Raw genomic sequence first — 26,658 nt, forward strand, 5'->3', positions numbered from 1 at the left:
TGCCTAGCCATGCAACAGCGGCCTTAAGGCCGGTATGACGATCCTGATGACCGACAGGTCGCAGAGCGGCCTCGTATCGAGCTGAATCATGTACACCGCGTCGATTCCTGCGCCCTCGATCTGTGCGAGAAGGGCGGACATCCTATTTCCCGCGCTGGTGTGGTTCTGTCCGGCAATCGCATGGAAATGGACGTCGCGAGGGCCGTCGGACAGGAGGCGTCGGTGCGCCGCAATTTTTTGCCAATCGGGATATCTTGGATAGGACACACGCGTCAGGTCATCACGGGCGCCGGAGATCGCCGTCAATCGCGACTGCGCCGCCTCGTAGATTGCGTGAACGATCGCGGACGCGGCATCGAAACCTGCCGCCGAGCCCTCTGCCGGATGGTGAAGAATTGCAGTTTCCGGTGGCCGATCCTCCATGAGATGGCACCAGATCACCGGCAGTCCCAGCGGCGAGGGGGCGTGCCAAAGCCCCACCAGCAGGCCTTTGGCTTCCAGGCTTTCGAGAAGGCCCGCAACTGTCGGATCGTCGATCGTTCTTGGGTCAATTCGACGGCGCTGGAAAAAGCCATGGATTCGCTCCGCCCGCGTGAGTGCGTCGCGCTCGATGCATTCCATTATCCCGTGCAGGATAGAGTCCGTTTCCTTGAAGGAGGCCGCCAGGCCAGACGTCGATGAAGCGAAGATTTCCTCGTGGGGCCGCGGCGGGAACACGTAGGCAGTGTGTACAAGCTCGAACGGGACCCAATCCTGCAGGCCACCCTTGAGGATATTCTCGGCATGAATCCAAGCTATGTCCCTGCTGCGCCAGCCCGCGTCGACACCAGGCTGGAGATGGGCTTCGAATCTTTCAGGAGGAATATTCAGGGAGTCGGCGGAGGCCGCGATGGGGTCGTAGTGCGTCAAGCGCTCGGCAAAGCAGGATTCCGCGGCCTCGAGAATGGCCGATACCGCAGCCTCAGTTCTGGTCGGCCCCTTGCCTTGCGAAACGGAATTTAAAAGGGAGAAAGGCCTGACCGCCTGAACCACGGGTATGTCGAGCACGTCGAGGCCTGTGATGTCGGCAATCCGTGTGATGCCCAAGAGCTCACGCATCGTCATTAGCCGCATGAGCGCTTCGCACGGCGGAGGACCCGAGCGCTCGTATCGTTCCAGCATGGAGCCTTCCTGATCTCCCAGCCGCGCGGGCTAGTGGCGCAGGCTTGGTTCTAGATTGACGAACAACGCCGCGCCCTGCTCGATGGCTGATTTCGCCAAGGCGACGCGCCCACGGTACTGCCGGGATAATTCCTCCGATACGCCCCATGTCCCGAGCATCTCATATGCATTGAGCAGGATTGGCACCGCATTTTGCTCATCGGCGGTAGCCAGGCTTTTGGAGAGCGCGGCAACAACATCCGTGCCCGAGGAACCTCTCAGTAGAAGCAGATGTGCCTTTCGCCGATAGAGTTCGGCGAGCCAAGAAAGGCTGCCGCCTGCTTCGGCTTCCGCAGCCGCGGAAGAGACAAGCCTGAGGGCCTCGTCAGTCTCGCCTGTCCGGGCCAGAAGCTCCGCCAGCATGCCGTAGTAGACGGGATAGTCTTCCGGCGTCTGGAGTTCGCCGTGGATCGCGAGACCCTCCCTGATCTGGTCCCTGCCTTGCTCAACCCGAGCAGCATTTCCTTCGCACCAGCCTTCGAGAATTTGCGCTAAGGCGGCAAGGGAGGGCAGATGGTGGCGCTTCGTCAATTCGCGGATATCGGCGATGACGCCGCGCAGCGCCGAGAAATCTCGGCGATAGCAATCAAGCATCGCTTCGTTGATGTAGGCATGGGCGATACTACCAACATGCGCCGTTTGCATTGCCCAGTGCCTGGCTTCAGCCAACGACCGGACTGCGCTTGCGGCCCGGCCGGTAAACCATTGAGAGAGACCCCTGTGTGACAGGCCGCAAACCCTGGCGTCATGGCCGCCGAACAGAGTGGCATCTCCTGCCCTTTGGCCTGTCCCATAGAGCGCAAGTCCTTCGTCGACCGCCGCAATGCAGTTCTTGTGATGCCCAAGATTAAATTCGATCGCCCAGACACAGTGTCTGGCCTGAAACTGCACTTCGGGGTCGTCGACATCCCTCAGATCGGTGAGGACGGTCCGTGCGCGTTCCCCGTCGATGGTTGAGTCGGTGAACCACCAACCCCAGTAGATCGGAAACCACTTCGCACGCTCGGCGAGTGGCCGCCGCCTGGCGATCTCTACCCCGTCCTCGTAAAGTTTGCGGGCCGGCAGCGAGTTTGGACCTTCCGTGGCTGTAAGTATCGGCCCGAGCGGCATCATCGCGGCGAGGCGCAAAACGTCCTGCTTGTCCGGCCTTCTCACTCGCTGGCAAAGGGTCATGGCATGGTCGAGAATCTGTCTCGCCTCGGCCATTGCAGAGCGGACGTAGCTTTCCCGGCCGGCTGCGATGAACTGATCGATCGCTTCCTCGATAAGGCCAGCGCGTTCAGCATGCTCCGCCAGTTCAGCCGTACCCAGCCAGGGAGCCAGATTTCGGTCGCGGCCGACAGTGGAGAAAAGCGACTGATGAAGGGTCTGCCGTCTCCTCCGCAGCAGTGCATTGTAGATTGTCTCTCGGATCAGGGCATGACGAAATCCATAGTCGGGCTCGCCGGAAGGCCTGACCCGGATGAGGAATTCCGCCTCGATGAGGGTGTCCAGTGCGTTCCTGATCGTCTCGTCACTGTATTCCGGCAGCAGCTTGCGGAGCAATTCCAGATTGAAACGGTTGCCGGCGACGGCCGCCGCTCGTGCCACATCCTTTGCGGGGCCTAAGGCTTCCAGCCTGGCTTCAACGATGCCTTCAAACACCGATATTCGGCTTGATGAGCCTGCTGGCGCAAGGCGATCCGTTATGGAGGCTGCATTTTCGGCGATCCATTGGCAGATTTCCTCGATGAAAAGAGGCACGCCCCCGGTTACCTCCTCCACCATGCTAACGAGTTCCGCGTGCGTGGCTGATCCGATTTCCGGCCGCATGGCGATGATTGCCTGTCGCGTTTCCTCGCGATCGAGCGGCTTCAGAGTAATATGCGACACGTCCCGGAACACTGAATAAGTCTCAGATCCAGGTCGCGCAGTCATTATGAGAAGCACGGGCAGCCGATGAATGAAGAGTGCAATTTCTGCCAGTAATTGCCTCGATGTGGGGTCGATCCAATGTATGTCTTCGACCACCAGGATGAGTGGTCCGCGTTTGCATATGGCTTCGATGCTTCTGCGCGCCGCCCAGGTGGCTTTCTCCCGGATGACCTTGAGATCAGCCTCCTTCAGAGTGGGGTTCGATCCTTCAGCCCCAAGCAGAAACGAGAAGATGCCGACCACGTCGTCATCGTGAACGCTTTGATTTCCGAAGACCTTCGCTACGTCTGAGGTCTCCAGCCGCCCCTCTTTGCCAGCCAGCTCACTGCGAACATTTTGCAGCAGAGGATAAAGGGCCGAGTGAGAGCCGCCTGGCTGACATTGAAAAAGCAGCAATTTTGCCCGCTGAAAGCGTGTCCTCTTGCGGACTTCATAAAGCAGCCGGGACTTGCCGATACCGGCCTCACCCTGAACCAAAATGACGCCGCCCTTGCCGGCGACAGCATCGCGCCAACATGCGGCGATGGTGGCCAGTTCGTCCCCACGGCCTATAAACGTATTGTTCAAGCGCCCGAAGGCGAAGAAGCGGTCGACGTCCCGCTTGTGGCTGATGGCACGCCAGGTCCGCTCCGGCTCCGCGAAACCCTTAATAACGTGAATGCCACGAAAACTGAAAACGTGGGACCGCCGCGCCAGATTTCGGGTCTCGTCGGACACCAATATTGCATCCGGCTGAGCCATGGCCTGAAGCCGCGTCGCCATGGCCAAAGCAGGGCCAGTGACGCTGGCATGCGCCGTGTTACCGCCGTCCTCATGAACGAGGGTCATGGATGTAGCGATCCCGACCCGAACATGTAGGTCCGTATGGTCTTTCTCCAGCCCGACCCGCTTGCACGCTTCAATGATTTCGAGCCCGGCCCGGATCGCCTGCGAAGCCGCGTCCTTTGCCTCCATCTCTGCTGGAAAAAGTGCGACACCGCCGTCGCCGGCTTCCACCACGACAACGCCCGAGTACGATGAGATTGCCTGTCTTGCCTCACGCCGAAAGGCCGACTCCAGTTCGTCATAGTCCTCGATATCCAGAACTGCGAGCAGGTCGGTCGATCCGACCAGATCATAACAGAGAGCTGTCATAACGCGCCGCTCGCTGCGAACGTCGGACACGCTGCTGTCGCCCCTACTCACGACGCTGTTGGTAAGGGCCACGATTGGAGGCTCTACTCGAGGCTTTTCCGACATGTTACGGGTGCCTTGGCTGGGCGGCGTGGGAGCGATACTATCAAATGCGCTAATATTCACCAGAGCAGCGATACTTCGGACGATGTGCGTCACGCTCCCTGACCGCCCAATCTCACGAGATTGCCGAAAGCAGGATAAGTCTCTCGCAGTTCGTCCAGTTCAGCCACGTGCCGCCTGTTCCACAGAACGTCGGCCACCTCGCTGGGGCGAAATCATGGTCACGCCGTCATGGCTGGCCGGACGGTCTCACGAACCGGCGACGTCAAGAACGGCCTGGACAAAGGCCTTCGGCGCCTCCTGAGGGAGGTTGTGCCCGACACCTCCCTCGATCTGCCGATGCTCATACTTGCCAGTGAACATCTTGGCGTATGAACTCGGCGCTGGATGCGGCGCGCCGTTGGCGTCGCTCTCCATCGTGATGGTCGGGACACCGATGGTCGGGGCGGTGGCCAGTTGTTTCTCCATTTCGGCGTACTCGGCCTCGCCTTCGGCCAGGCCGAGCCGCCAGCGGTAGTTGTGGACCACGATGTCGACGTGATCAGGGTTGTCGAAGGCCGCCGCGCTGCGCGCGTAGGTGGCGTCATCGAATGCCCATTTCGGCGAAGCGAGATGCCAGATCAGCTCGTTGAAATCGCGCCGGTTTTTCTCGTAGCCAAGACGGCCGCGTTCCGTTGCGAGGTAGAACTGGTACCACCACTCGAACTCGGCTTGCGGCGGCAGGGGCATCTTGCCGGCCTCCTGGCTACCGATCAGGTAGCCGCTGACGGAAACCAGCGCCTTGACGCGCTCGGGCCAGAGCGCGGCGACGATGTCGGCTGTCCGGGCGCCCCAGTCGAAGCCCGCCAGGACCGCGGTTTTGATCTTGAGACTATCCATGAAGGCGGTGAGATCGACGGCGAGCGCCGCGGGCTCGCCGTTGCGAAATGTCCCGGTGGAACGAAAGAGCGTTCCCCCATAGCCGCGCAGATAGGGTACCAGCACGCGATGCCCCGCCGATGCAAGCATCGGTGCAACGTCGACGAAGCTGTGAATGTCGTACGGCCAGCCATGCAAGAGCACGACCGGCGGGCCGTCGGACGGACCGGCCTCGGCATACTCGATTTTGAGCACGCCGGCATCGACCTGCTTCAGCGGGCCGAAGGACGCGTCCGGTTGTCCGGTTGCCTGCGCGCCGAACACGACCGGCATGCCGAACTGGCCGGCAGCCGCAAGAGCGACCGCGCCGAGCAGCCGGCGGCGCTGACGGTCGACCTTTTCGCGAGCTGTGCTCATTGCCGGCCTCCTGTCCTTGCGGCGCAAGCTCAACGCTACGCAGGCTTGGCAATTATGCGCTTGGTCGAAACGCCACACCAGTCAGATTTTCGCCGACGCTCTGCCAAGCCCGTCGCAGCCGAAGGCTCGAACTGAACCATCCTTCGCGAAAGCACTCATCGCGAAACCTGCGCGGGCGAAGCGATCGATCCTGAAATCGTCAAGTGGCGTTTCGCAACGGCCGGTCATGATGAGTTCGGCCATGGCGTCGCCCACGCCCGGACCGAGCTGGAAGCCGTGCCCGCAGAAACCGAAGGCGTGGAACAAGCCTGGCGTCGTCGCCGAGCCTCCCATGACCGGCAGCATGTCCCGTACATAGCCCTCGCAGCCGGACCAGGTGCGGATGACCGCGACCTGCGCGATTGCCGGCAGCAGCCGTGTGACCGCGCGCAATTGCAGGGGAAGACGCATGGGATCGGCGACCGCATGGCCCGGATCGAGGTCCACCGGCACCCTTTCGGCCGCGCCGCCGAAGACGATGTTGCCCCGCTCGACCTGGCGCAGATAGGCGCCATGGTGCTTGTCGCGCGTCCAGATGCCGACCACCGGCAGGATCCGATACGGCAGCGGCTCGGTCACGCCCATTTGCGGGCCGCGGGCGTCGAGCGGCACGTCTTCGCCGAACTGTGCTGCGATGCGCGCGCCCCAGGCGCCGGCGGTGTTGAGCAGGCATTCCGCGGAGAATGCGCCTTTCGAAGTGGCGACGAGGAAACCGGAGCCCGTGTGGGTGATCGTGTCGACTTCAGCGTCCTCGACGATTTGCATGCCGAGCTTGCGGGCAGCTTCGGCAAAAGCGGGCGCGATCAGCCGCGGATTGCCGCTGCCATCCTGCGGCGAGAACGACGCGGCGACCGCGTCAGGGCCGAGGCCGGGAAAACGGGAACGGATCTCACGCGGGCCGAGTTCTTCCAGCTCGAGCCCCCAGGGCCGCGCGGCTTGGGCATAGGCCCGCATGTCGGCAAGGCTGCCCTCGTCGAAGATCAGCCTGATATGACCAGTGGCGCGGAATTCCACGTCGCGACCAAGCATCTTTTCGGCTTCGCCCCACAGCCGCAGCGACCGATGGGCCAGCGGAAGCTGGGACAGATGGCGTCCCGTGCGCCGGATGTTGCCGAAGGAGGCGACGGTCGCGCCGGTGCCGATCCGGTTGCGCTCGATCAGCGTCACGCGTGCGCCGCGCCTGGCAAGGAAATAGGCGCAAGCCGTCCCCATCAGTCCGCCGCCCAGCACGATCACATCCATGGTTATTCCTTATGCCGAGCGGATGATCTCTTAAGACGCCGATCTTGTCGGCACCGCTTCATTGCGTCAAAGATGGGTTTGGGCAAGAACCATAAGCTTAACCTATGGAGTGGCCATGCGGGCCCGGCAGCTCGAAGTGTTCATCGCCGTCATGCGCGCGGGCACCGTGACCGCCGCGGCGCGGATGCTGAACATTTCCCAGCCCGCGCTCAGCCAGATCCTGCTCCACACCGAGGACGAACTCGGCTTCACGCTGTTCGAACGGGTGAAGGGCCGGCTGCGGCCGACCCCGGAGGCGCTAGAGATCTTTGCCGATGCCGAGAGGCTGTCGGCGGGGCTGGAGGGCTTGCGCCGCAAGACCACCGACCTGCGTTTGGGCCGGACGGGGCTGGTGCGGGTCGCGGCCTCGCCGCCGCCGGCCATGGCGATCTTGCCGCGCGCTTTCACCAGCTTCCGGGCGCAGCATCCCGACATCTTGCTGCGTTCCCATATGGCGCCGATCGCCGCCATCGTCGACATGTTGCGCGCCGGCGATGCCAGTCTCGGCGTGGCCTTGGATGACCGTCTGCCTCCCGATATCGAGGCGGACGTGATCGGCAGCGTCGGTTTCACCTGCCTGCTGCCCGCCGGGCATGCATTGGCCGGGAAAACCGAGCTGACGCTCGCCGATCTCGCCGGCGAGGACTTGATATCCTATCGCGCAAACACCCGCCCTGCTGACGAGTTGGCCCACGCGGCGCGCGCGCAGGGCGTGGCGCTTTCGCCGGCACTCGAGATCGACGTCTCCATCTCGGCAGTCGGCTTCGTCCAGGCCGGGCTGGGTGTCGCCCTGGTCGACGCGTTGCTGCCCTGGCATCAGTTTGCCGGGCTTGCCGTCCGGCCGCTGGCGAATGGGCCGGAATTTCCGATCGCGCTGCTCACGTCGCGCACGCGGGCTCTTTCGCGGGCCGATGAGATGATGCGCGACCAGATCCGCGCGGCCTGTTCCGTCGTGCTGGGCGGTGACAAGACAAGGGCATAAGCAAGAAGGGGGCATAAGCAAGACTTATATCGTTCCTCATCATACGTCTTGGACCCTGGCCATCCTGTCGTGTCAGCTTTGGTTGGCAGACAGGAAGGGACGTATCATGGATGGTGCCATCGCGGCGGACGAGGCGCGGAACGAAGCCGACTGGAAGGTCGGCGTCGATATCGGCGGCACATTTATCGACTTCTGCGCGCTCGAAGCCAATTCCGGTCGCGTCGCCTCGCTGAAGGTGCTGACGACGCCGGAAGATCCGGGTGCCGAGCTGATGACGGGCCTCACGCTTCTCTCCGAGCGCGAAGGCTTCGATCCCGCCCGCATGACGCGTTTCGTGCATGGCACGACCGTCGGCATCAACACCATCATCCAGCGCAAGGGCGCGCCGCTCGCGCTGTTCACCAATGCCGGCTTCGAGGACGTGATCGAACTCGCGCGGCTGCGCATGCCGGACATGTATTCGCTGTTCTGCGCGCGGCCTGATCCGCTGATCTCACGCGACATGGTGTTCGGCATCCCGGCCCGCATGCGCGCCGATGGCAGCGAATCCCAGGCGCCTGATATGGCGGCCGTGGAAAGCGCGGTGGCCGTGGCGAAAGCGAACGGCGCGCAAGGCGTCATCGTCTGCTTCCTCCATTCCTGGCGCAACGCAGCGCAGGAAGCCTCGGTCAAGGCGGCGATCGCCCGTCTCGCGCCCGATCTGTTCGTCTTCTCCTCGGCGGAAGTCTGGCCGGTTATCCGCGAATATGAGCGCAGCTCGACCGCCATCCTCAACGGCTACGTCCATCCGCGCGTCTCGGGCTACCTCACGGCGCTGGAGGAGCGGCTGAAGGGCCGCGGCGTGCCGGCCCGCCCGATGCTGACCAAGTCGAATGGCGGGCTGATGAACGCCGCCGAGGGCAAGCGTGCCTGCGTCAACATGCTTTTGTCGGGAACGGCCTCCGGCGTCATCGGCGCCTCGTGGCTGGCGCGCCAGGCTGGTGAGGACAGGATCCTGACCCTGGACATTGGCGGGACCTCGGCCGATTTCGCGCTCATCATCGACGGCGAGGCGCAGTTTGGCACCGGCGAGTTGATCGGCGAATTCCCGCTGCATATCCCCTCCGTATCGGTCAGCTCGATCGGTGTCGGCGGCGGCTCGATCGCTACTGTCGACGCGCAGGGGGTACTGCGGGTCGGGCCGGAATCGGCCGGTTCGACGCCGGGGCCGGCATGCTACGGCCGTGGCGGCGAACACGCGACGGTGACGGATGCCATGGTGGTGTGCGGATGGCTTGGCCATAGCGAGATGGCCTATGGACAGCTGCGCATCGACACCGGACTGGCGCAGCGCGCGGTCGGCGACCTTGCCGCCCGGCTCGGCCGTCCGACGCAGCAAACCGCGCAGGCGATCCTCGACATTGCCGTGTCGGAAATGTTCGTCGAGGTCGAGAAGCTCGCCTCGCGCGCCGGCGTCGACTTGCGCGATTTCACGCTGATGCCTTTCGGCGGCGGCGGCCCGATGCTCGGCGCTTTTCTTGCCCGCGAGCTCGGCATGAAGCGTGTCATGGCGCCGCGCCGCCCCGGCGTTGTGTCGGCGCTGGGCGGACTGGTGGCGGATCTGCGCGGGGATTTCATCCGCACCATCTTCAGCCCGCTGTCGTCCGTGGCGCTTGCCGGAATTCGCGGGGCCTTCGAGACGCTTGCACAGGAGGGTCGCGATTGGCTCGCGGCGCAGGGGCACGACGCGGCGGCGGAGCTCAACCTCTCCTGCGATATGCGCTATGTCGGGCAGAGTTACGAGATCGAGGTCGTCCTCTCGCCGGAATGGCTGACGGAGGGCAATGCGGGCGCAATCGGGCAGGCCTTCCACATGACCCATCAACAGCTCTACGATTTCCACGATCCGGACGGCGAGATCGAGCTTGTGAACCTCCGTCTGTCCGCCATAGGCGCCGGGCCGAAACTCTCCCTCCCGGAGACCGAAGAAGTGGATGTTGCGGCCATCCCGGCGCGCCGGCTCCCGGTCTATACCGGCTTGGGCGTCGAAATGGTCGACCTGCACGACCGGCAAGCCCTCGTGCCGGGCAGCAGGTTCCAAGGGCCTGCCGTGGTCGTTCAGGAAGACACCACCTTCGCCATCCCCGCTGGAGCGCAGGCACGGGTCGACCGCCATCTCAACCTTCTGCTGACCTTCGCGGAGTGACGCCATGTTCGACCGCACAAACCTCCAGGTTCTGGCCAACCATGCCCGCGCGGCCGCCGAGAACATGGCCCACACGCTGCATCGCACCGCGCATTCCGCCTTCGTCAAGGAGACGCAGGATTTTACGGTGATGCTGATGGATCGATCGGGGGCGACATTCGCCGTGCCGATGGAACTCGGCGCCACCTGGTATCCCGGGCTTTCCTATCGCCGCGCGATCGCGATGGTCGACGACTACCGGCCGGGCGACGTTGCCTTCACCAACGATCCCTATTCCGGCCACGTCGCCACGCATGCGCCCGATACGCATCTGTGGAAGCCCGTCTTCGTCGACGGCGAGATCGTCGCCTGGACCGGAGGCCATATCCACAACACCGATATGGGCGGGGCGGTGCCGGCCTCGCTCAGCCGGGCGCTGACCGAAATCCATCAGGAAGGCATCCGCTTTCCGCCGATGAAGCTGGTGAACGAAGGCGTCTTCGACGAGATGATCCTGCGGATCATGAGCACCAATGTGCGCAAGCCCGACCTCAACATCGGCGATATCAAGGCGCTGGTCGGCGCGCTCAACACCGGCGAGCGCAAGATCCAGGCGATGGTGCGGAAGTTCGGCAAGGCCGGTTTCATCGAAGGTGTTTCGGCGCTTCTCGACCATGCGGAGGCGCAGGCGCGCGACGTACTGCGGGCCATGCCCGACGGCACATGGGAATTCGCCGATTACGCCGATGAGGATTCTGTCGAGGCCAATCCCTGCCGGCTGAAGCTGAGGCTGACGATCAGGGGCGACGAGGCGGTGCTCGACTTCACCGGCTCCGATCCGCAGCTCGGTTCCTCGCTCAACGTGCCTTCGGGCGGCGATCCGCGCCACACCATGCTTTTGGTGGGCGTCTACTACGTGCTCTATACGCTGAACCCGAAGATCCTGCTCAATACGGGCCTGACCCGGCCGTTCACCTGCATCACGCCCACGGGGTCGGTGCTGAATCCCGTCCACCCCGCCGCCGTGGGCATGCGCTCGCTCACCTGCGCCCGGCTGCGATCGGTGATTTTCGGCGCCTTCTCGCAAGCCGTGCCGGAGCGCCTGCCCGCAGCACCCGCCGGCAACAACTGCATCGTCAACGTCATGACCACGAACGAGCGCACCAGCCGGACCGTCATCACGGCGGTGAACCCCGTGGTCGGCGGCGGCGGGGCGATGCCGCACCGCGACGGGACCAATGGGTCAGGCGCGGATGCCGCCTATCTGAAGAACACGCCGATCGAGATCACCGAGACCGAGACGCCGGTCGAATTCCTGAAATACGGGCTCGCCAGGGACAGTGGCGGTGCGGGCCGTTGGCGAGGCGGGCTGGCGACCGAGATGGCCTTCCGCGTCTTTGCTCCCGACTCCAGGATCACGGCGCGCAACCGTGACCGCAGCTTCTTCCGTCCCTGGGGTGTGCTGGGCGGCAAGGCCGCCGGCCTGTCCGACATGATCGTCAATCCTGGGACTGAGCACGAGCGGCGGCTGGGCAATATCGACACCGCGGTGCTGCAGCCCGGCGACGTGCTCGATATCCGCTCCGCCGGAGGCGGCGGGCGTGGCGATCCGTATGAACGCGAGCCCTGGCGGGTCGCGCAGGATGTGCAGCGCGGCTACGTTTCGCCGATAGCGGCTGAACGCGACTATGGTGTCGTCATTCGCGAAGGCGAGGTTGATGAGCACGCGACGGAAAGGCGGCGCGCGCATCACGAGCCGGCCGCCGGCCATTTCCATTTCGGTCCGGAGCGCGATGGCTACGAAGCGCAGTGGACGCCGGCCGCCTATGACCGGCTCACCGCCATACTGGGGGATTTGCCGATCCACTGGCGCTTCTTCGCCAAGACGGAAATCTTCCGCCGCATGAAGGGACTTTCGGGGCCGGAGGGCGTCCAGGCGGCGTTCGATGCCGTCTGCGAGCGGTTCCCAGAACTGCCTCGCCCTGGCCCGGTGCGTGAGGCCGCGGAATGATCACCGCCGGCCGCATCGTCCGGCTGGCTGAGCGCGATCGGGCGCAGCTGCATTTCTTTCTCGACGGGCAGGTGAGCACTGCACTGGCCGGCGACACAGTGCTGACTGCCATGCTGGCGTCGGGACACGCGTTGCGAACATCCGAGTTCGGACCGGAACCGCGCGCCGGCTTCTGCCTGATGGGCGCCTGCCAGGATTGCTGGGTCTGGCAAGAGGAAAGACCGCGCCTGCGGGCATGCTCCACCCTTGTCACGGAAGGCATGCGGCTGCGCACTACGCCGCCGGGGAACTGGCCTTGAGTGAGACCTCATCACCGCGGGTCGTGATCGTCGGCGCCGGCCCCGCCGGCATAAGGGCGGCGGCGGCGCTGGTCGATGCGGGGCTCCATCCGGTGGTGATCGACGAAGGCAATCGCGCCGGCGGCCAGATCTATCGTCGCCCGCCTGACGGGTTCGTCCGCACGACGGAGCAGCTCTACGGGTCGGAGGCGGCGAAGGCGCGCGCGCTGCATGCGCTGTTCGACCGCTTGGTGGCAGACGGGCGGCTCACTCATTGCACGGGAAGCTCGGTCATCGCCGTGCATGAGGGGCGGCTGCACGTGCTGGGGGAGGGCGGGGTGCAGATAGTCAGCTATGACCGCCTGATCCTTGCCACCGGCGCATCCGACCGTGTCGCTCCGGTTCCGGGCTGGCAGAGCGCCGGCGTCTACAGTCTTGGCGCGGCGCAGATCGCGCTCAAGGCGCAGGGCGTGGCGCTGGGGCGGCGCATCGTGTTGATGGGGTCGGGGCCTCTGCTGACGCTGGTCGGCGCGCAACTCGTCAAGGCTGGAGCGGAAGTGGCGGCGGTGCTCGACACCTCGCCCTGGCGTCAGCAGATACGGGGCTTCTGGAAGCTTGCCGCCCGGCCGCTCGTCACGCTGCGCGGTCTGGCCCTGCGGGCGCAGCTCGGCGGCCGCTATCATGCAGGCGTGAGCCTCGAAAGGATCGAGGCCGACGGGCAAGGTGTCACGGCGATGTGTTGGCGCGATACCGGCGGAAGGCAGCACCTCACGCCATGCGACACGATCGGCATGGGCTGGCATCTACGCGCCGAGACGCATCTCGCCGACCTCGCGGGATGCGCCTTCACCTATGATGAGCAGTGGCAGCAATGGCTGCCAAAGACCGATGAGATGGGTCGCGCCGGCAATGGCGTCTATCTTGCGGGTGACGGGGTTCGTCTTCTGGGGGCGGACGGCGCGGAGATCGCGGGGCGTCTGGCGGCGGTGGCATGTCTTGCCGATCTCGGACATCGGGCGCCCGCCACCAGCGCCAATCTGCGCAAGCTCAAGCGGCTCGAGCGCTTTGCGCGCGGTCTGGCTAGCGCCTTTCCCTGGCCGGCCAAGATGATGCGGGCGCTGCCCGACGACGCAATCATCTGCCGCTGCGAGAACGTGACTGCCGGAGCCGTACGTCAAAGTGTGGATTTCGGTGGCGGCGAGGCCAACCGGGTGAAGTCGTTGTCGCGTGTCGGCATGGGGCGATGCCAGGGGCGCTATTGCCAGTTGGCGGCCGTTGAACTCGCAGCAGCGCAAGCCGGTTGTATCCCCAGCGATGTCGGTCGATTCCGCGGGCAGGCGCCTGTACGGCCTGCGCCTATCGGCGCCTTTCTCCGGGAAGACTGATGCGATTGCGAACCGCGCATGGATGAGGATACCGTCCTAGAAATCGGCGACCTTCCCCCACACGGAAGCATCGAAGCGCCGCGGATCGTAGGATATCGCATCGACGATCGGTTGCGACCCGGTCACCAGATCGGCAACGAGGTGACCGGCGCCGGGTCCGATGCCGAAGCCGTGTCCCGAAAACCCGGCGGCCAGGAAGAAACCCGGAACGCTATGGATCTCGCCGATGGCAGGCACTCCGTCCGGCGTGCTGTCGATATAGCCGGCCCAGGCAGCACTTATCTTGGTCTTTCGAAGGTCGGGCAGAAGTTCGAGCGCGCGGGCATGGGTCAGGTGGATTGTCGCCTGGTCCGGGACTGGATCGAGAATGCGCATCCGCTCCATCGGCGTCGGCTGGTCGAGCCGCCAGCGCTTGAGCGTTTCGTGGCCCGAGCGTACGCCCTGCAGCCCGCCCGGCGCGAGGCTGCGCCAGCGCTTCAGGAACATCGGGACGAATTGCGACGAGAAGCGCAGTTGCTGCGGCGTCACGTCGACGCGGCCGCGTCCACTTATGGCGAGGGTGTAGCCGTCGTCGCCGCGACGCGTGGCCGAGATTTTCGCCGTGTGCAGCGCATCCGGCAGACCCTCCGCGCCCGGCGAGACCGACAGGATCGAGGAGCGGATCGACGCCTGCGGAAAACGGAAACCGAACTGCCGGCAAAAGGAGGATGCCCAGGCGCCGCCGGCCAGGACCGCCAGCTTGGTCCGGATCGTACCGCTTTCGGTGATCACGCCGCTCAGGCGTCCGCCTTCGGTCTCGATGCCGCGCGCGGCGCAGTTCTGGTGCACGGTGCCCCCGAGCTTGAGGATGGCCCGGGCGACCGAGGGGGCTGCCCGCGACGGGTCGGCGGTGCCGTCGGTCGGCGAGAAGACGCCGCCCTTCCAGCTCCGGCCGGTGGCGCGGCCCCGCTCGCTGGCCCCGGCGCTGTCAAGCATATGCGTGGTGACGCCGGCCGTCCTGGCGAAGTCACGCCAGCGCGCCCAGCCGGCCAGCTCCGCCTCGTCATTGCTGAGATAGAGCAGGCCGCAGCGGCGAAAGCCGGTGTCTTCGCCGGTTTCCGCGGCAAAACTGTCCCACAAATCGAGGCTTCGGGTCGCCATCGGCAGCTCGCGGGCGTCGCGATTCTGCTGGCGGCACCATCCCCAGTTCCGCGAGGACTGCTCGGCGCCGATGCGTCCCTTTTCGACAAGCGCGACCTTCATGCCGCGCCTGGCCAGATAATAGGCCGCGAAGACACCGACGATGCCGCCGCCAATCACCACCGCGTCCGCGGACTTTGGCAGGTCACCAGATGTCTCGATTTGCTGTAGCGGCGCGCCCATGGTCTCTCTGCCTTGAAGCGCCAATCTACCGTGTTGCGCAGGCAGCCGCTGCCGCAGTTGCGGCCGAAGCAGAATTTTATTCCGGCAACGCGGTCGAAATCGGGAGCCGCTGCGTTTCAAAGCGCTATCCGCTTGGATGGACAGGCCAACGGGCTGTGGTAGTGTCAATGTCCATGAGCAAGGCAGCATTTTGTGCTGTGGCGTGCGTTCTGCGGAGACGACCGTGAAACTGGATCGGATCGACATCAAAATTCTGTACGAATTGCAGAAGAACGGCCGCATCACCAATGTGGAACTGGCTGAACTGGTGCATCTGTCGCCGAGCCCGTGCCTGATGCGGGTCAAGAGACTGCAATCGGAGGGCTACATCGAGGGCTATTCCGCGCAGATCAACATCGGCAAGCTTGGCCAGACGCTGACCGTGTTCACCGAAATCACCTTGAAGAATCACCGCCAGGTCGACTTCGCCCGCTTTCTCGCCGTCGTCGAGAAGATCGACCAGGTCATCGAATGCCATCTCGTGTCGGGCGGCTACGACTATCTGATGAAATTCGTGACCGCCGGCATAGCCGAGTACCAGACGATCATGGAGCGGCTGACCGACATGGATATCGGCATCGACAAGTATTTCAGCTTCGTGGTGCTGAAGTCGCCCATCGTCAAGGCGCACATGCCACTGCCCAGCCTGTTTCCGAGGTGAGGCTCTGCCGTTTTCAGTCTTTGTTTTGATGCATGTCGTTGCCCCAGAACTGCGGTACATTTTCGGGCGACATGCATTAGTTTTGACGCAATTCCGGACGGAAAACCGTTCACACTTCCTGGAATTGCTCTAGCGGTGGCCGTACTGACTGACCAGCTCGGGGTCGCGGACGAGGCCGTCGAGCCATGTCGGGTCGAGCTTCGGCACGGAGGAGAACAGAAGCTTGGAATAGGGGTGGGTTGGCGCTTGCAGTCTGTCGGGTGTGATCTGCTCGACCCGCTGCCCATTGTACATGACCATGATCTCGTCGCAGATCGCTTCGACGACGGAGAGGTCGTGGCTGATGAAAATGTAGGAAAGGCCCAGCTCGCGCTGCAGCTCCTTGAGCAGTTCGATCACGGCGGCCGCCACCACCGTGTCGAGCGCCGATGTGATCTCGTCGCAGATGATGAGCTTGGGATCAGCTGCCAGCGCGCGCGCAAAATTCACGCGCTGCTTCTGGCCGCCCGAGAGCTCCGACGGGCGGCGGTAGCGCAGCGTCCTGGGCAGGCGAACCATGTCGAGCAGTTCGTCGACGCGTTTCGAGCGCGCCTGCCTGTCGAGCCCGTGATAGAAGGCCAGCGGCCGGGCAATGATGTCTTCGACCGGCTTGGCCGGATTGAGCGCGGTATCTGCATACTGGAACACGATCTGCATCTCGCGCAGCTGGTCCTGGCTGCGTTTGCCTGCGACGCGCTCCAGTTGTTTGCCGTCGAATATGATGTCGCCGGCCGCCGCGGGATGGATGCCGGCGATGACGCGTGCCAGCGTCGATTTTCCGCAACCGGACTCGCCGATGACGCCGAGATTGCGCCCTTTCTCGACGACGAGGCTGACGGTATCGACGGCGCGGATGAGCGGCAGTCCGTCAGCCCGCACCGCGCCATAGCCGGCCGTCACATTGTCGATGCGCAGCAACGGTTTGGCGCCGGCATCCGCGTCCGCATGCGCTTGCCGCGGCTTAGGCTCGAAGGCAGCCAAAAGTTCACGCGTGTAGGGGTGCTGGGCAGCCGAAAGGATCTGGGCCGTGGTGCCGGTCTCCTGCACTTCGCCGCCCTTTAGCACCACAATGTGGTCGGCGATCTGGGCGACGACGGCGAGGTCATGCGAAACATACACACCCGCTATCCCGCCCGCCCGCATGACCGACTTGAAGGCCTTCAGCACGTCGATCTGCGTCGTCACGTCGAGTGCCGTCGTCGGCTCGTCGAAGATCATCAGCTTGGGATCGCCGATCAGCGCCATGGCCGCCGACAGCCGCTGCAATTGCCCGCCCGAAACCTGGTGCGGATAACGCGCGCCGATCCCTTCCGGGTCCGGCAGCGACAAGGCCCGGAACAGCTCGACCGCGCGCTTTCGCGCCTGCTCGGGCGGCATCAGCCCGTGGATGCGCGTAACCTCGATGACCTGCTCCATGATGGTGGACGAGGGGTTGAACGAGGCGGCGGCACTTTGCGGAACATAGGCGATGTCGGTGCCGCGCAATTTGGCGCGCTGCTTTTCGGAAAGTGCGGCCATGTTCTTGCCGTTCACATTGATCTCGCCGCCGATGATCCGGCAGCCGGGCCGCGCATAGCCCATGAGCGAGAGCGCCACCGTCGTCTTGCCGGAGCCGCTCTCGCCGATCAGGGCGACGATCTCACCGTCGGCGATGTCGAGGCTGACGCCCTTGATGATTTCGACGACGCGTCCAGAGTCGGTCGTCGCCTCGATCTTCAGGTTCCTGACCTCGACGAGATTGGTCATGCGTCGCGGTCCCTGATCTTCTGTGGCAAATTGTCGATCAGCAGGTTGACGCTGATGGTGAGGCTGGCGATCGCCAGCGAGGGAACGATGACGGCCGGTGCCGCGAAGGGCAGGCCGCCTATGTTCTCGCGCACCAGCGCACCCCAGTCGGCGAGCGGCGGCTGCAGGCCGAGCCCGAGGAAGGACAGGCCGGAGAGCAGGAGCACGATGAAGACGAAGCGCAGGCCGAAATCGGCCAGCACCGGGCGGATGATGTTGGGCAGGATCTCGGAGCCGATGAGGTAGGCGATGCTTTCGCCGCGGACGCGGGCGACGGTCATGAAGTCCATGGTGTTGATGTTGACGGCGAGCGCCCGCGCGAAGCGGTAGGCGCCCGGTATGTATATGACGGCGAGCGTCAGGATCAGCGCCGGGATCGACGAGCCGACCGCGGCGACGACCACAAGGCCGAACAGCTTGCTGGGGATGGAATTCATGGCGTCGAGGAAACGGCTGAGGCAAGTGTCGAGCCAGCCGCCGGTGACGGCCGCGATCATCCCCAGCACCACGCCCGAGAAGCAGGCGATGATGACGGCGGCGAGCGATATGCCGACGGTGTAGCGCGCGCCCATCAGCACCCGCGAAAGCATGTCGCGTCCCAGATAGTCCGAGCCGAGCCACAAGCCCTGACGCATCGGACCGAAATAATCGTCGTCGACGATGTCGCCGATCGAATGGGGAATGATGACGGGCGCGAAGATGGCGATCAGCGTCCACGCCAGGATGACCAGCGCGGCCACGACGCCTACGAGATTGTAACTGTGGCCCAGCAAGGACCGTCGGGAAGCTGCCACGCGCGCCATCGTCACCTGAGCCTCGGGTTGGACATGATGGCGATGATGTCGGCGACGGTGATGAGCAAGAGATAGCCGAGGCAAAAAATCATCGCGCAGCTTTGGATCAGCGGCAGGTCGCGGGTGGCGACGGCATCGACCATCAGCTTGGCGATGCCGGGATAGTTGAAGATCGTCTCCACGATGATGACGCCGCCGACCAGATAGGACAGGGACAGCGCGACCGCGTTGACGATCGGCCCGAGCGCATTGGGAAGCGCATGCTTGAGCACCATACGGCCGCGTGAGGCGCCTTTGAGAAGCGCCATCTCGACATAGGGCGTGGAGAGCGTTTCGATCACCGCGGCGCGCGTCATGCGGATCATCTGGGCGGAGATGACGAAGGTGAGCGTGATCACCGGCATGGCATAGATGCGCACCAGGTCGGTCAGCGTATGCGCCTCGTTGACCGAGGACAGGGCCGGCAGCCATTTGAGATAGACAGCGAAAAGCAGGACCGCGAGCGTCGCGACCATGAATTCCGGCACCGAGATGACGCCGATCGATAGGATGGTGACGGCGCGGTCGTAGAGGGAACCGCGCAACATGGCGGCGGTGATGCCGAGCGTCAGCGCCAACGGCACCGAGAGCAACGTGGTGATGCCGGCGAGTTCCATGGTGTTGACGAAGCGCCCGCCGATCAGCGCCGCGACTGGCATCTCATTGGCATAGGAGGTGCCGAGATCGCCGTGGAGCAGGCCGAGAAGCCAGAGCAGGAAGCGCAGGATTGCCGGATCGTTGAGATGCATGGCCTCGCGCAGGCCGGCGACGGCTTCGGGTGTAGCCGCCTGGCCGAGCAGGATCGACGCGGTGTCGCCGGGCAGCATGCTGGTGGCGAAAAACACGGCGAACAGCACGATCAGCAGCGTGACGACCGCGATCGCCAGCCGCTTCAGCACGAGGTTTAGAACCCCAGACGTCATTGAAGCGCTCCTGCGGTTGCGTTCGGCCAAGTCATGTTGCGCAATAGGTGCCGGGGACCGGCTGTCCGGTCCCCGGCAGGCGCCTCTCAGGCTTCGAGCCAGAGATATTCCGCCATTGCGTAGCCCATCATGCCACCGAGCGGGTTCGCCTCCAAACCCTTCACCTTGCTGGAGAGGGCGTCCACGTTGGAAATGTAGGCCGGGATGATGGTGCCGGCTTCTTCGGAGATCATGGTCTGCATCTGGCCGTAGATCTCCTTGCGTTTGGCCTGGTCAAGCGAGCCGCGCGCCTCGATCATCAGCTTGTCGAATTTCTCGGACTTGTACTGGCTTTCGTTCCAGGGCGCGTTGGAGGCGTAGAGGAGCGAGAACAGGATGTCTGGCGTCGGGCGCGGATTGATGTTGCCGAAATGGATCGGCGCCTTGAGCCAGTAATTGTCCCAGTAGCCGTCGGACGGGACGCGCTGGACGTCGAGCTTCATGCCGATATCCGCGCCGGCGGCCTGGATGATCACCGCCATGTCGATCGACGAGGTCGCCGCGTCGGAAGCGACCACCGGGATGGACTGGCCGAGCAGGCCCGCCTTCTGGAAGTGGAACTTCGCCTTGTCCGGGTCGAAAGCCTTCGGCTTGAGGTCGGCGTTGTGGTAGATGTTCGCCGGCGAGACGGGCTGGTCGTTGCCGATTTCGCCGAGGCCGCGCAGCGCCGATTTGACGATCTGTTCGCGATTGACGAGGTACTTCATGCCGGCGACGAAATCGGCCTTGTTGCCCGGATCCATGTCGAGCCGGATGTTGAGGTCGGTGTAGTTGCCCGAGGTCGTCTTCGACAGTTCGAAGCCCGGCTGGCCGCCGATGAGCTTCATTGCGCGCGGATTGATCGAGGCAGCGAAACTGATGTCGCCGGAAAGCAGCGCGTTGACGCGGGCGCTATCGTCGCTGATGGCGATGAACTCGAACGAGTCGAGATAGGGCTTGCCCGACTTCCAGTAGTTCTTGTTCTTGGTGACCACCGAGCGCACGCCCGGTTCGAACGTCTGCAGCACGAAGGCGCCGGTGCCGTTGCCCTTGGAGAAGTCGGTGGTGCCGTCCTGGACGATCATGAAGTGGTGCAGCGCCAGGATGGTCGGAAGGTCGGCATTGGGATCGGCGAGCGTGATTTCGACCGTGGACTTGTCGACGGCCTTGAAGCCGGTCATCTGCGCGGCGATCTTGGCGACCTTGGAACCGACAGCCTTGTCGAGATGGCGCTTCAGCGAGAAGACGACGTCGTCTGCGGTGAGGTCCTTGCCGTCGTGGAAGGTGACGCCCTTGCGCAACTTCACGGTCCAGGTCTTGGCGTCCTTGCTGTCGAAGCTTTCGGCCAGCTCCATCTGCGTGACGCCATCCTTGTCGAGGAAAGTCAGGCGGTTGTAGAGCGAGCAGCAGCGGACATAGTCGGTCGACAGCGACGCCTTCGCCGGATCGAGCGTGTCGGCGGTCGAGGACGACCAGCCGGCTGCCTTGAAATTGCCGCCGGAAACTGGCGTGGCGGCGACGGCCTGGGTGGCTCGGCCAAGCACCACGCTGCTCGCGGCAATCGCGGCGCCGCCGGCCAACAGCATCTTGAGAAGTTCGCGGCGGCTCGCGCCCCGCCGGATGGCATTCTCGACCATGGCATCGTCTGCGCCGGTCCAGTTGGTGATCTTGTCGGTCATAGCATTCCCCTTTCTGTTTGTTTCCGGGTTGCTCGTCTTGCTGCGGCTTTCCGGGCTTGGGCTCAGGTTCGTTCCTTCAGGCTTTCCCGCACGGCCGCCGCCAATGCGGCCATTGAGGTGAAATGGTAGTCCGGCGCGGTGAAGCGCTCGGGCTCGATCGTGCCGCCATAGCCCTTCTGGGCGTGCCGGCGCTCGATCCAGCAATTGGTCAAGCCAAGCGCCCGGGATATGCCGATGTCGTGGTACTGGCTTTGCGCGACGTGCAGGATGTCGTCCTTGCTGTCGCCTCGGGAGGCGACGAAATCGAAGACCTTCTGGAAGAAGGCCGGGTCCGGTTTCTCCGTGCCTGTATCGTCGGCCGTAAAGGTGGCGAAAAAGGGCGATCCGAGCTGCTTTTCGAAATGATCGAGCGCCCAGCGCCTTGCATTGGTCATGGCGATCAACCTGTGCGACTTCGCAAGCTCCGCCAATGCCGCCGCGCTGTCCGAGAAGCCTTGCCAGACGCTGGCGGAGTCCCGCAGGCAGACGCCGTATTTTTCGTCAGCCGGCAGGCCGAGCCGCGGTGCGATGACTGTGTAGACACGCACAAGATCGTCGGGAAACAGGCCGGCATCGGGCATGTAGCGGGCCTGCCGGTAGAGGCTCAGCGCCTCCTCGCCATCGATCGAAACGCCGGCCTCGGCGGCAATTCCCGCCAGGCAGGTCGTGATGCCGCCTTCGAAGTCGATCAGCGTGCCGACCACATCGAAGGTCATGTATTTGAATTCGCTAAAGCCCCTGGCCAAGACTGGGTCTCCTCTGCGCGCGGCCGAATTGCATGTGTTGAACAGAACAAAATTCCGTGCTGTCCGGGGCGTCGGCCTTTTTCGAAGGCCCGGAAATCCGGGCTTTCTGGCCTTGTCTTAACTGCAGTCTGGCACTTCCCCCGCGCTGGATTCGCCGAAAAGGCGTGAGGGGGCGGCACAAAATTGCGAAATCGTCCGCCCCAGCGATATTTCGAGACACGACATATTTCGCCGCCATCATGCCAGTGCCCTGCGGACATCGGGATCGGCCAGCGTCTGGTCGAGCGTACGGCGCGTGCGCTCGATGATCGCATCGATGTCGGCGTCGGTGCAGCAGAGCGGCGGTGCGTAGCCGAGAACCCCGTTGGCAAAGGCACGGATGATGAGGCCGTTTTCCCACGCCCGGTCGAAGACCCGCCGCGCCGGCATAGAAGACGCCGGAAGCGGCGACTTCTTGTCCTTGTCGACCACCAGTTCGATGGCGGCAAGCATGCCGCGGCCGCGCACCTCGCCGACCAGCGGGTGGTCGCTCAGGCCCTTCAATCCCGCCATCAGGCGGGCGCCAGCCTTGATGCCATTCTCCAGAAGGCCGTCTTCGTAGAGCTTCAACACTTCGAGCGCGACGGCGGCGCTGACGGGATGGGCGGAATAGGTGTAGCCGTGGCCGACCGCCGAAGCGCCCGCTCCATCGGCGATGACGTTATAGACACGATCGGCCATGAACACGGCGCCCATGGGAACATAGCCCGAGGTCAGCCCCTTCGCCGTCGTCATGAAATCGGGAACGATCTCCTCTTCGGTGCAGGCGAACAGGGGCCCCGTGCGGCCGAAGCCGGTGATCACCTCGTCGGCGATGAACAGGATGCCGTACTCCCGGCAGAGCTCGCGCATCGCCTTGATCCAGCCTTTCGGCGGGACGATGACGCCGCCCGAGCCCTGGATCGGTTCGGCATAGAAGGCGGCGACCCGCTCCGGCCCGATCGCCTCGATCTTGGCCTTCAGCGCGGCGAGCGATGCGGCGATGATCGCGTTGCCGTCCTCGCCGACCGGGTTGCGATAGGGATAGGGGGAGGGGATCTTGTGCTGCCATTCGAAGGGAATGCCGAAGCCGGCGTGAAAGGCGGGGAGCGCTGTCAGGCCCGCGCCGACCACCGACGAGCCGTGATAGCCCTGTTCGATGGAAATGAACTGGTCGCGTTGCGGCTCGCCCTTGGCATTCCAGTAGTAGCGGACGAAACGGATGGTGCTGTCGACCGCGTCCGATCCGCCAAGTGTGAAGAAGACGTGATTGAGATCGCCGGGCGCGCGCTCGGCCAGTTCCGAGGCGAGCCGGATGGCCGGCTCCGAGCCGAGATCGAAATAGGCGGTGGCGTAAGGGAGCTCGCGCATCTGCCGGGCCGCCGCCTCGACGATGCTGTCGTGGCCGTAGCCGGCATTGACGCACCACAGTCCGGCGAATCCGTCGACGAGTTGCTTGCCGGAAGCGTCGGTCACGGTCGCGCCCTTCGCCGATTTCAAGACGCGTACGCCGAGCGCCTCATGGCCGTGATAGGATGAGACCGGGTGGATGAGATGGGCGCGGTCGAGTTCGATCAGCGAATTGGCGAGCATTGTTGTCCTCCTAGCCGAGCGCCTGGTTGGCGAGGGCGTAAATTTTTGGCCTGGCCTGTTCCGCGACCGTCTTGGGTGGACGGTCCATGGCCACGCCGCCGCCGACATGGGTGAGGCCGATTTCCTCGAGCCAGCCGGCGATGCCAGTCCCGCTGCCGGTATCCACGCGCAGGAAGGCGCCTGGACGCGACGCCGCAAAGAAGCCGATCAGGGCCTTCGCCTCGGCTGCGCTTCCCGCGATGACCGGACCGATCACCTCGCCGCGTCCGAACGGGCGGATCGCGGCATAGGCCTCGATGGCGCCGTCGCGGTGGATGACCGCGAACTGGCCACGCTCCGCCAGCGCATCGATCAGGGCTTCGCGGTCGGCGCCATAGGCATCGCGGTCCAGCGCCTTGATGTCAGGCAGATCGTCAGGACCGGCTGCTTCCACGCCATCGGGCGCGCCAAGCGCCGCGACCTTGCCCTGGTGCTGCAAAATGGTGCCGGAAGGCACGAAGCCTAGTTTCTCATAGAGAGGCATGCCGTCCGCCGTCGCGACGAGCCGCAGCGGACGTTTGCCGGCAAGCGCGAATGCCTGATCCATGAGCCGGCGCCCAAGGCCCTTGCCGCGCGCGTTCCTGTCGACGATCACCATGTTGATCATGGCGCAATCCATGCCGTAGGGCGTGACCAGGATGGTTCCGGTGACACGGCCCTGATCGTCGAGCGCGACCGCGCCGTTCGAGAGCTGCAGCGCCATCTGCCAGTCCTGCGGGCGATGCGGCCAATTCTCCTGGCGGGAAAGCGCCACGGCGCCTTCGATATGGTCCGGCCCGAAGGCCTGGAGTTCGATCTCGCCCTGCGGCATGAGGCATCCTTCCGTCTAGAGCCCAAGTCTCGGACATCGGCGCGCCGCAGATCGTCTGAAGGCTTTGGCTTGGACAGTATCTTTCGCCGTAGCACGAGGGGTGCGCCGCATCTTGTGCTGGCATCGCCCGCGGCGGACGCGCCTAACGCCGCGCGCGGCCCCGCAATCGGCACGCCAGATGCTACAGCGTGCCAAACCGGATGGCGGATACGGAACTTTCTGCTTTCGGGAGGGCGATTTCGGTCAGGTGGGCCGCTGCCTGCCGTCCTATGATGAAATACATCCCAGCGCGGATGTGCGTCCACCGGAGATCGACTGCTATGGCTTCCTTCAGGCCCAAATACATCACCTTCGACTGCTACGGCACGTTGACCTTTTTCCAGATGGCGGAAGCGGCGCGCGACCTCTACGGCAGCCACCTCGACGAGCCACGCATGCAGGAGTTCATCAAGAATTTCGCGGCCTATCGGCTCGACGAGATCATGGGCGACTGGAAGCCCTATGCCGACGTCGTCCACAACGCGCTCGAGCGTACCTGCAAGCGCAACGGCGTTGCCTTCAGCGCCGACGACGCCAGAATGGTCTATGAGCGCGTTCCGACCTGGGGACCTCATGCGGATGTTCCAGCCGGCCTGGCGAAGGTCGCCAAGGAAATTCCGCTGGTCATCCTCTCCAACGCCATGAACGCGCAGATCATGTCCAATGTCGAGAAGCTCGGCGCGCCGTTCCATGCCGTCTACACGGCCGAGCAGGCGCAGGCCTACAAGCCCCGTTTCAAGGCCTTCGAATACATGTTCGACAGGCTGGGTTGCGGCCCGGAGGATGTTCTTCACTGCTCGTCTTCGTTCCGCTACGACCTGATGTCGGCGCACGACCTCGGCATCAAGAACAAGGTCTGGGTCAATCGCGGCCACGAACCGGCCAACCCGTATTACGGCTATGTCGAGATATCGGACATTTCCGGTCTTGCGGGCGTCGTTGGGCTCTGAAACAGGCGGATTGCCGATGAAGTTCGTCTCCTACTGGCACGACACAGCTCCCGTCTTTACCGGCGGGGCGCAAGGCCCGGTCGAGGGGCACTACGATGCCGCCATCATCGGCGGCGGCTTCACCGGTCTCGCCGCCGCGCGCCAGCTGGCGAAGGCCGGTGCCAAGGTGGTCGTGCTGGAGGCGCAGCGTGTGGGCTGGGGCGCATCCGGGCGCAATGGCGGACACCTCAACAACGGCCTCGCCCACAGCTACGTCTCGGCCAAGGCGGAGCTCGGCAAGGAGCGCGCTATCGCGCTTTACCGGGCGCTCGACGACTCCGTCGACACCATCGAGGCGCTGGTCGCCGAAGAAGGCATCGACTGCAACTTCCGCCGCGCCGGCAAGCTGAAGCTCGCCTCCAAGCCGCAACATTTCGAAGCGATCGCCCGCAACTTCGAGGCCCTCCATGCCGAGGTGGATCCGGATACGGCGCTGCTGTCGGCGGTCGATCTGAAATCGGAGATCGGCTCGCCCTTCCATGGCGCGATGCTGTCGAAGAAGAGCGCCATGATGCATATGGGCCGCTATGTGGCGGGTCTCGCCACTTCGGCCGTCCGCCACGGCGCGGTCATCCATGAGCACACGGCGGTGACGGATCGCAAGCAGGCCGGCGGCAGGCATGAGCTGACCACTTCGCGCGGCCGGATCAGCGCCGACAATGTGCTGGTGGCGACCGGCGCCTACACCACGCCTGACTTCAGCTATTTCCGTCGCAGGATCATTTCCGTCGGCAGCTTCATCATCGCCACGCGGCCGCTAAGCGACGCCGAGATCACCGCCACCATGCCCGGCAAACGGACATGCGTCACCTCGATGAACATCGGCAACTACTTCCGGCTGTCACCGGACAATCGCCTGATCTTCGGCGGCCGCGCACGCTTTTCGGCGACATCGGACCAGCGCTCCGACGCCAGGAGCGGAGAGATCCTGCGGGCGGGCCTCGCGGCGATCTTTCCGCAGCTCGCCAAGGTCGAGATCGACTATTGCTGGGGCGGGCTGGTCGACATGACCAAGGACCGTTTTCCGCGCGCCGGTTACCATGACGGTGTCTGGTACGCGATGGGCTATTCCGGCCACGGCGCGCAGCTCTCCACCCATCTCGGCATGATCCTGGCCGATGCCATGCTCGGCCGCGAGGACCGCAATCCGCTGAAGGGGCTCGAATGGCCCTCCATTCCCGGCTATTCCGGCAAACCCTGGTTCCTGCCGATGGTCGGCCTCTACTACAAGGCGCTCGATCGGGTGAGATAGGGCAGTAGGGCAGTAGGGCGGTGTCTCC

At 64.2% G+C, this 26,658-nt stretch carries 20 protein-coding genes; 8 read left to right on the plus strand and 12 right to left on the minus strand.

What is annotated here, in order from left to right:
- Nucleotides 1-3 precede the first annotated feature (3 nt).
- The 4 genes from AC04SF_RS05605 to AC04SF_RS05620 all read right to left on the minus strand — a co-directional run bounded on the left by AC04SF_RS05605 (nt 4) and on the right by AC04SF_RS05620 (nt 6,906).
- The gene (locus AC04SF_RS05605; protein ID WP_488476877.1) at nt 4-1,161 is read right to left on the minus strand and encodes a YcaO-like family protein; all 1,158 of its coding nucleotides are present in this window, start codon (nt 1,159-1,161) and stop codon (nt 4-6) included.
- 30 nt (nt 1,162-1,191) lie between these two features.
- Nucleotides 1,192-4,278 carry an ATP-binding protein gene (locus AC04SF_RS05610; RefSeq protein ID WP_488476878.1) on the minus strand — a complete coding sequence of 1,029 codons (3,087 nt, stop codon included), beginning with the start codon at nt 4,276-4,278 and terminating at the stop codon, nt 1,192-1,194.
- 321 nt (nt 4,279-4,599) lie between these two features.
- Nucleotides 4,600-5,625 (minus strand): alpha/beta fold hydrolase, encoded by a 1,026-nt coding sequence (locus tag AC04SF_RS05615; RefSeq protein ID WP_488477330.1) that lies wholly within the window; start codon nt 5,623-5,625, stop codon nt 4,600-4,602.
- 81 nt (nt 5,626-5,706) lie between these two features.
- Nucleotides 5,707-6,906 carry an NAD(P)/FAD-dependent oxidoreductase gene (locus tag AC04SF_RS05620; RefSeq protein ID WP_488476879.1) on the minus strand — a complete coding sequence of 400 codons (1,200 nt, stop codon included), beginning with the start codon at nt 6,904-6,906 and terminating at the stop codon, nt 5,707-5,709.
- 115 nt (nt 6,907-7,021) lie between these two features.
- On the opposite strand from AC04SF_RS05620, the gene AC04SF_RS05625 reads away from it, so the two are divergent.
- The 5 genes from AC04SF_RS05625 to AC04SF_RS05645 all read left to right on the plus strand — a co-directional run bounded on the left by AC04SF_RS05625 (nt 7,022) and on the right by AC04SF_RS05645 (nt 13,765).
- Nucleotides 7,022-7,927, plus strand: a complete 906-nt coding sequence (locus AC04SF_RS05625; protein ID WP_488476880.1) for a LysR substrate-binding domain-containing protein — start codon at nt 7,022-7,024, stop codon at nt 7,925-7,927.
- A gap of 106 nt (nt 7,928-8,033) precedes the next feature.
- A complete protein-coding gene (locus tag AC04SF_RS05630; RefSeq protein WP_488476881.1) occupies nt 8,034-10,112 on the plus strand; it encodes a hydantoinase/oxoprolinase family protein in 2,079 nt (692 codons plus the stop codon).
- 4 nt (nt 10,113-10,116) lie between these two features.
- Nucleotides 10,117-12,102, plus strand: a complete 1,986-nt coding sequence (locus AC04SF_RS05635) for a hydantoinase B/oxoprolinase family protein (RefSeq protein WP_488476882.1) — start codon at nt 10,117-10,119, stop codon at nt 12,100-12,102.
- The gene (locus AC04SF_RS05640) at nt 12,099-12,401 is read left to right on the plus strand and encodes a (2Fe-2S)-binding protein (protein ID WP_488476883.1); all 303 of its coding nucleotides are present in this window, start codon (nt 12,099-12,101) and stop codon (nt 12,399-12,401) included. The genes AC04SF_RS05635 and AC04SF_RS05640 overlap by 4 nt, the downstream gene beginning before the upstream one ends.
- The gene (locus tag AC04SF_RS05645) at nt 12,398-13,765 is read left to right on the plus strand and encodes an FAD/NAD(P)-dependent oxidoreductase (protein WP_488476884.1); all 1,368 of its coding nucleotides are present in this window, start codon (nt 12,398-12,400) and stop codon (nt 13,763-13,765) included. The genes AC04SF_RS05640 and AC04SF_RS05645 overlap by 4 nt, the downstream gene beginning before the upstream one ends.
- A gap of 36 nt (nt 13,766-13,801) precedes the next feature.
- Here the strand turns inward: AC04SF_RS05645 and AC04SF_RS05650 are convergent, their stop codons facing one another.
- Entirely contained in the window at nt 13,802-15,127 is a 1,326-nt protein-coding gene (locus tag AC04SF_RS05650) for an NAD(P)/FAD-dependent oxidoreductase (protein ID WP_488476885.1), read from the minus strand.
- 223 nt (nt 15,128-15,350) lie between these two features.
- Here AC04SF_RS05650 and AC04SF_RS05655 point away from each other — a divergent pair, with 223 nt between their 5' ends.
- Nucleotides 15,351-15,827: an Lrp/AsnC family transcriptional regulator gene (locus AC04SF_RS05655; protein WP_032933129.1), complete on the plus strand. Its 477-nt coding sequence runs from the start codon at nt 15,351-15,353 to the stop codon at nt 15,825-15,827.
- Nucleotides 15,828-15,956: 129 nt separating this feature from the next.
- Here AC04SF_RS05655 and AC04SF_RS05660 read toward each other — a convergent pair whose 3' ends face one another.
- The 7 genes from AC04SF_RS05660 to AC04SF_RS05690 form a co-directional block, all read right to left on the minus strand.
- Nucleotides 15,957-17,612 (minus strand): ABC transporter ATP-binding protein, encoded by a 1,656-nt coding sequence (locus tag AC04SF_RS05660; protein ID WP_488476886.1) that lies wholly within the window; start codon nt 17,610-17,612, stop codon nt 15,957-15,959.
- Nucleotides 17,609-18,454 (minus strand): ABC transporter permease, encoded by an 846-nt coding sequence (locus AC04SF_RS05665; RefSeq protein WP_488476887.1) that lies wholly within the window; start codon nt 18,452-18,454, stop codon nt 17,609-17,611. The genes AC04SF_RS05660 and AC04SF_RS05665 overlap by 4 nt, the downstream gene beginning before the upstream one ends.
- Before the next feature lie 2 nt (nt 18,455-18,456).
- Nucleotides 18,457-19,407 (minus strand): ABC transporter permease, encoded by a 951-nt coding sequence (locus tag AC04SF_RS05670; protein WP_488476888.1) that lies wholly within the window; start codon nt 19,405-19,407, stop codon nt 18,457-18,459.
- Between the two features lie 86 nt (nt 19,408-19,493).
- Nucleotides 19,494-21,104, minus strand: a complete 1,611-nt coding sequence (locus tag AC04SF_RS05675; RefSeq protein WP_488476889.1) for an ABC transporter substrate-binding protein — start codon at nt 21,102-21,104, stop codon at nt 19,494-19,496.
- A 62-nt stretch (nt 21,105-21,166) separates the two neighbouring features.
- Nucleotides 21,167-21,859 (minus strand): HAD-IA family hydrolase, encoded by a 693-nt coding sequence (locus tag AC04SF_RS05680; RefSeq protein WP_488477331.1) that lies wholly within the window; start codon nt 21,857-21,859, stop codon nt 21,167-21,169.
- Between the two features lie 267 nt (nt 21,860-22,126).
- Entirely contained in the window at nt 22,127-23,500 is a 1,374-nt protein-coding gene (locus tag AC04SF_RS05685) for an aminotransferase class III-fold pyridoxal phosphate-dependent enzyme (protein WP_488476890.1), read from the minus strand.
- A gap of 10 nt (nt 23,501-23,510) precedes the next feature.
- Nucleotides 23,511-24,350 carry a GNAT family N-acetyltransferase gene (locus AC04SF_RS05690; protein ID WP_488476891.1) on the minus strand — a complete coding sequence of 280 codons (840 nt, stop codon included), beginning with the start codon at nt 24,348-24,350 and terminating at the stop codon, nt 23,511-23,513.
- A gap of 320 nt (nt 24,351-24,670) precedes the next feature.
- Between AC04SF_RS05690 and AC04SF_RS05695 the strand changes: the two genes are divergently transcribed.
- Both AC04SF_RS05695 and AC04SF_RS05700 read left to right on the plus strand, forming a co-directional pair.
- Nucleotides 24,671-25,339, plus strand: a complete 669-nt coding sequence (locus AC04SF_RS05695) for a haloacid dehalogenase type II (RefSeq protein ID WP_488476892.1) — start codon at nt 24,671-24,673, stop codon at nt 25,337-25,339.
- Nucleotides 25,340-25,355: 16 nt separating this feature from the next.
- Nucleotides 25,356-26,630 carry an NAD(P)/FAD-dependent oxidoreductase gene (locus tag AC04SF_RS05700; RefSeq protein WP_488476893.1) on the plus strand — a complete coding sequence of 425 codons (1,275 nt, stop codon included), beginning with the start codon at nt 25,356-25,358 and terminating at the stop codon, nt 26,628-26,630.
- The last annotated feature ends 28 nt before the right edge of the window (nt 26,631-26,658 follow it).

This window comes from Mesorhizobium sp. CNPSo 4671, from assembly GCF_057784245.1.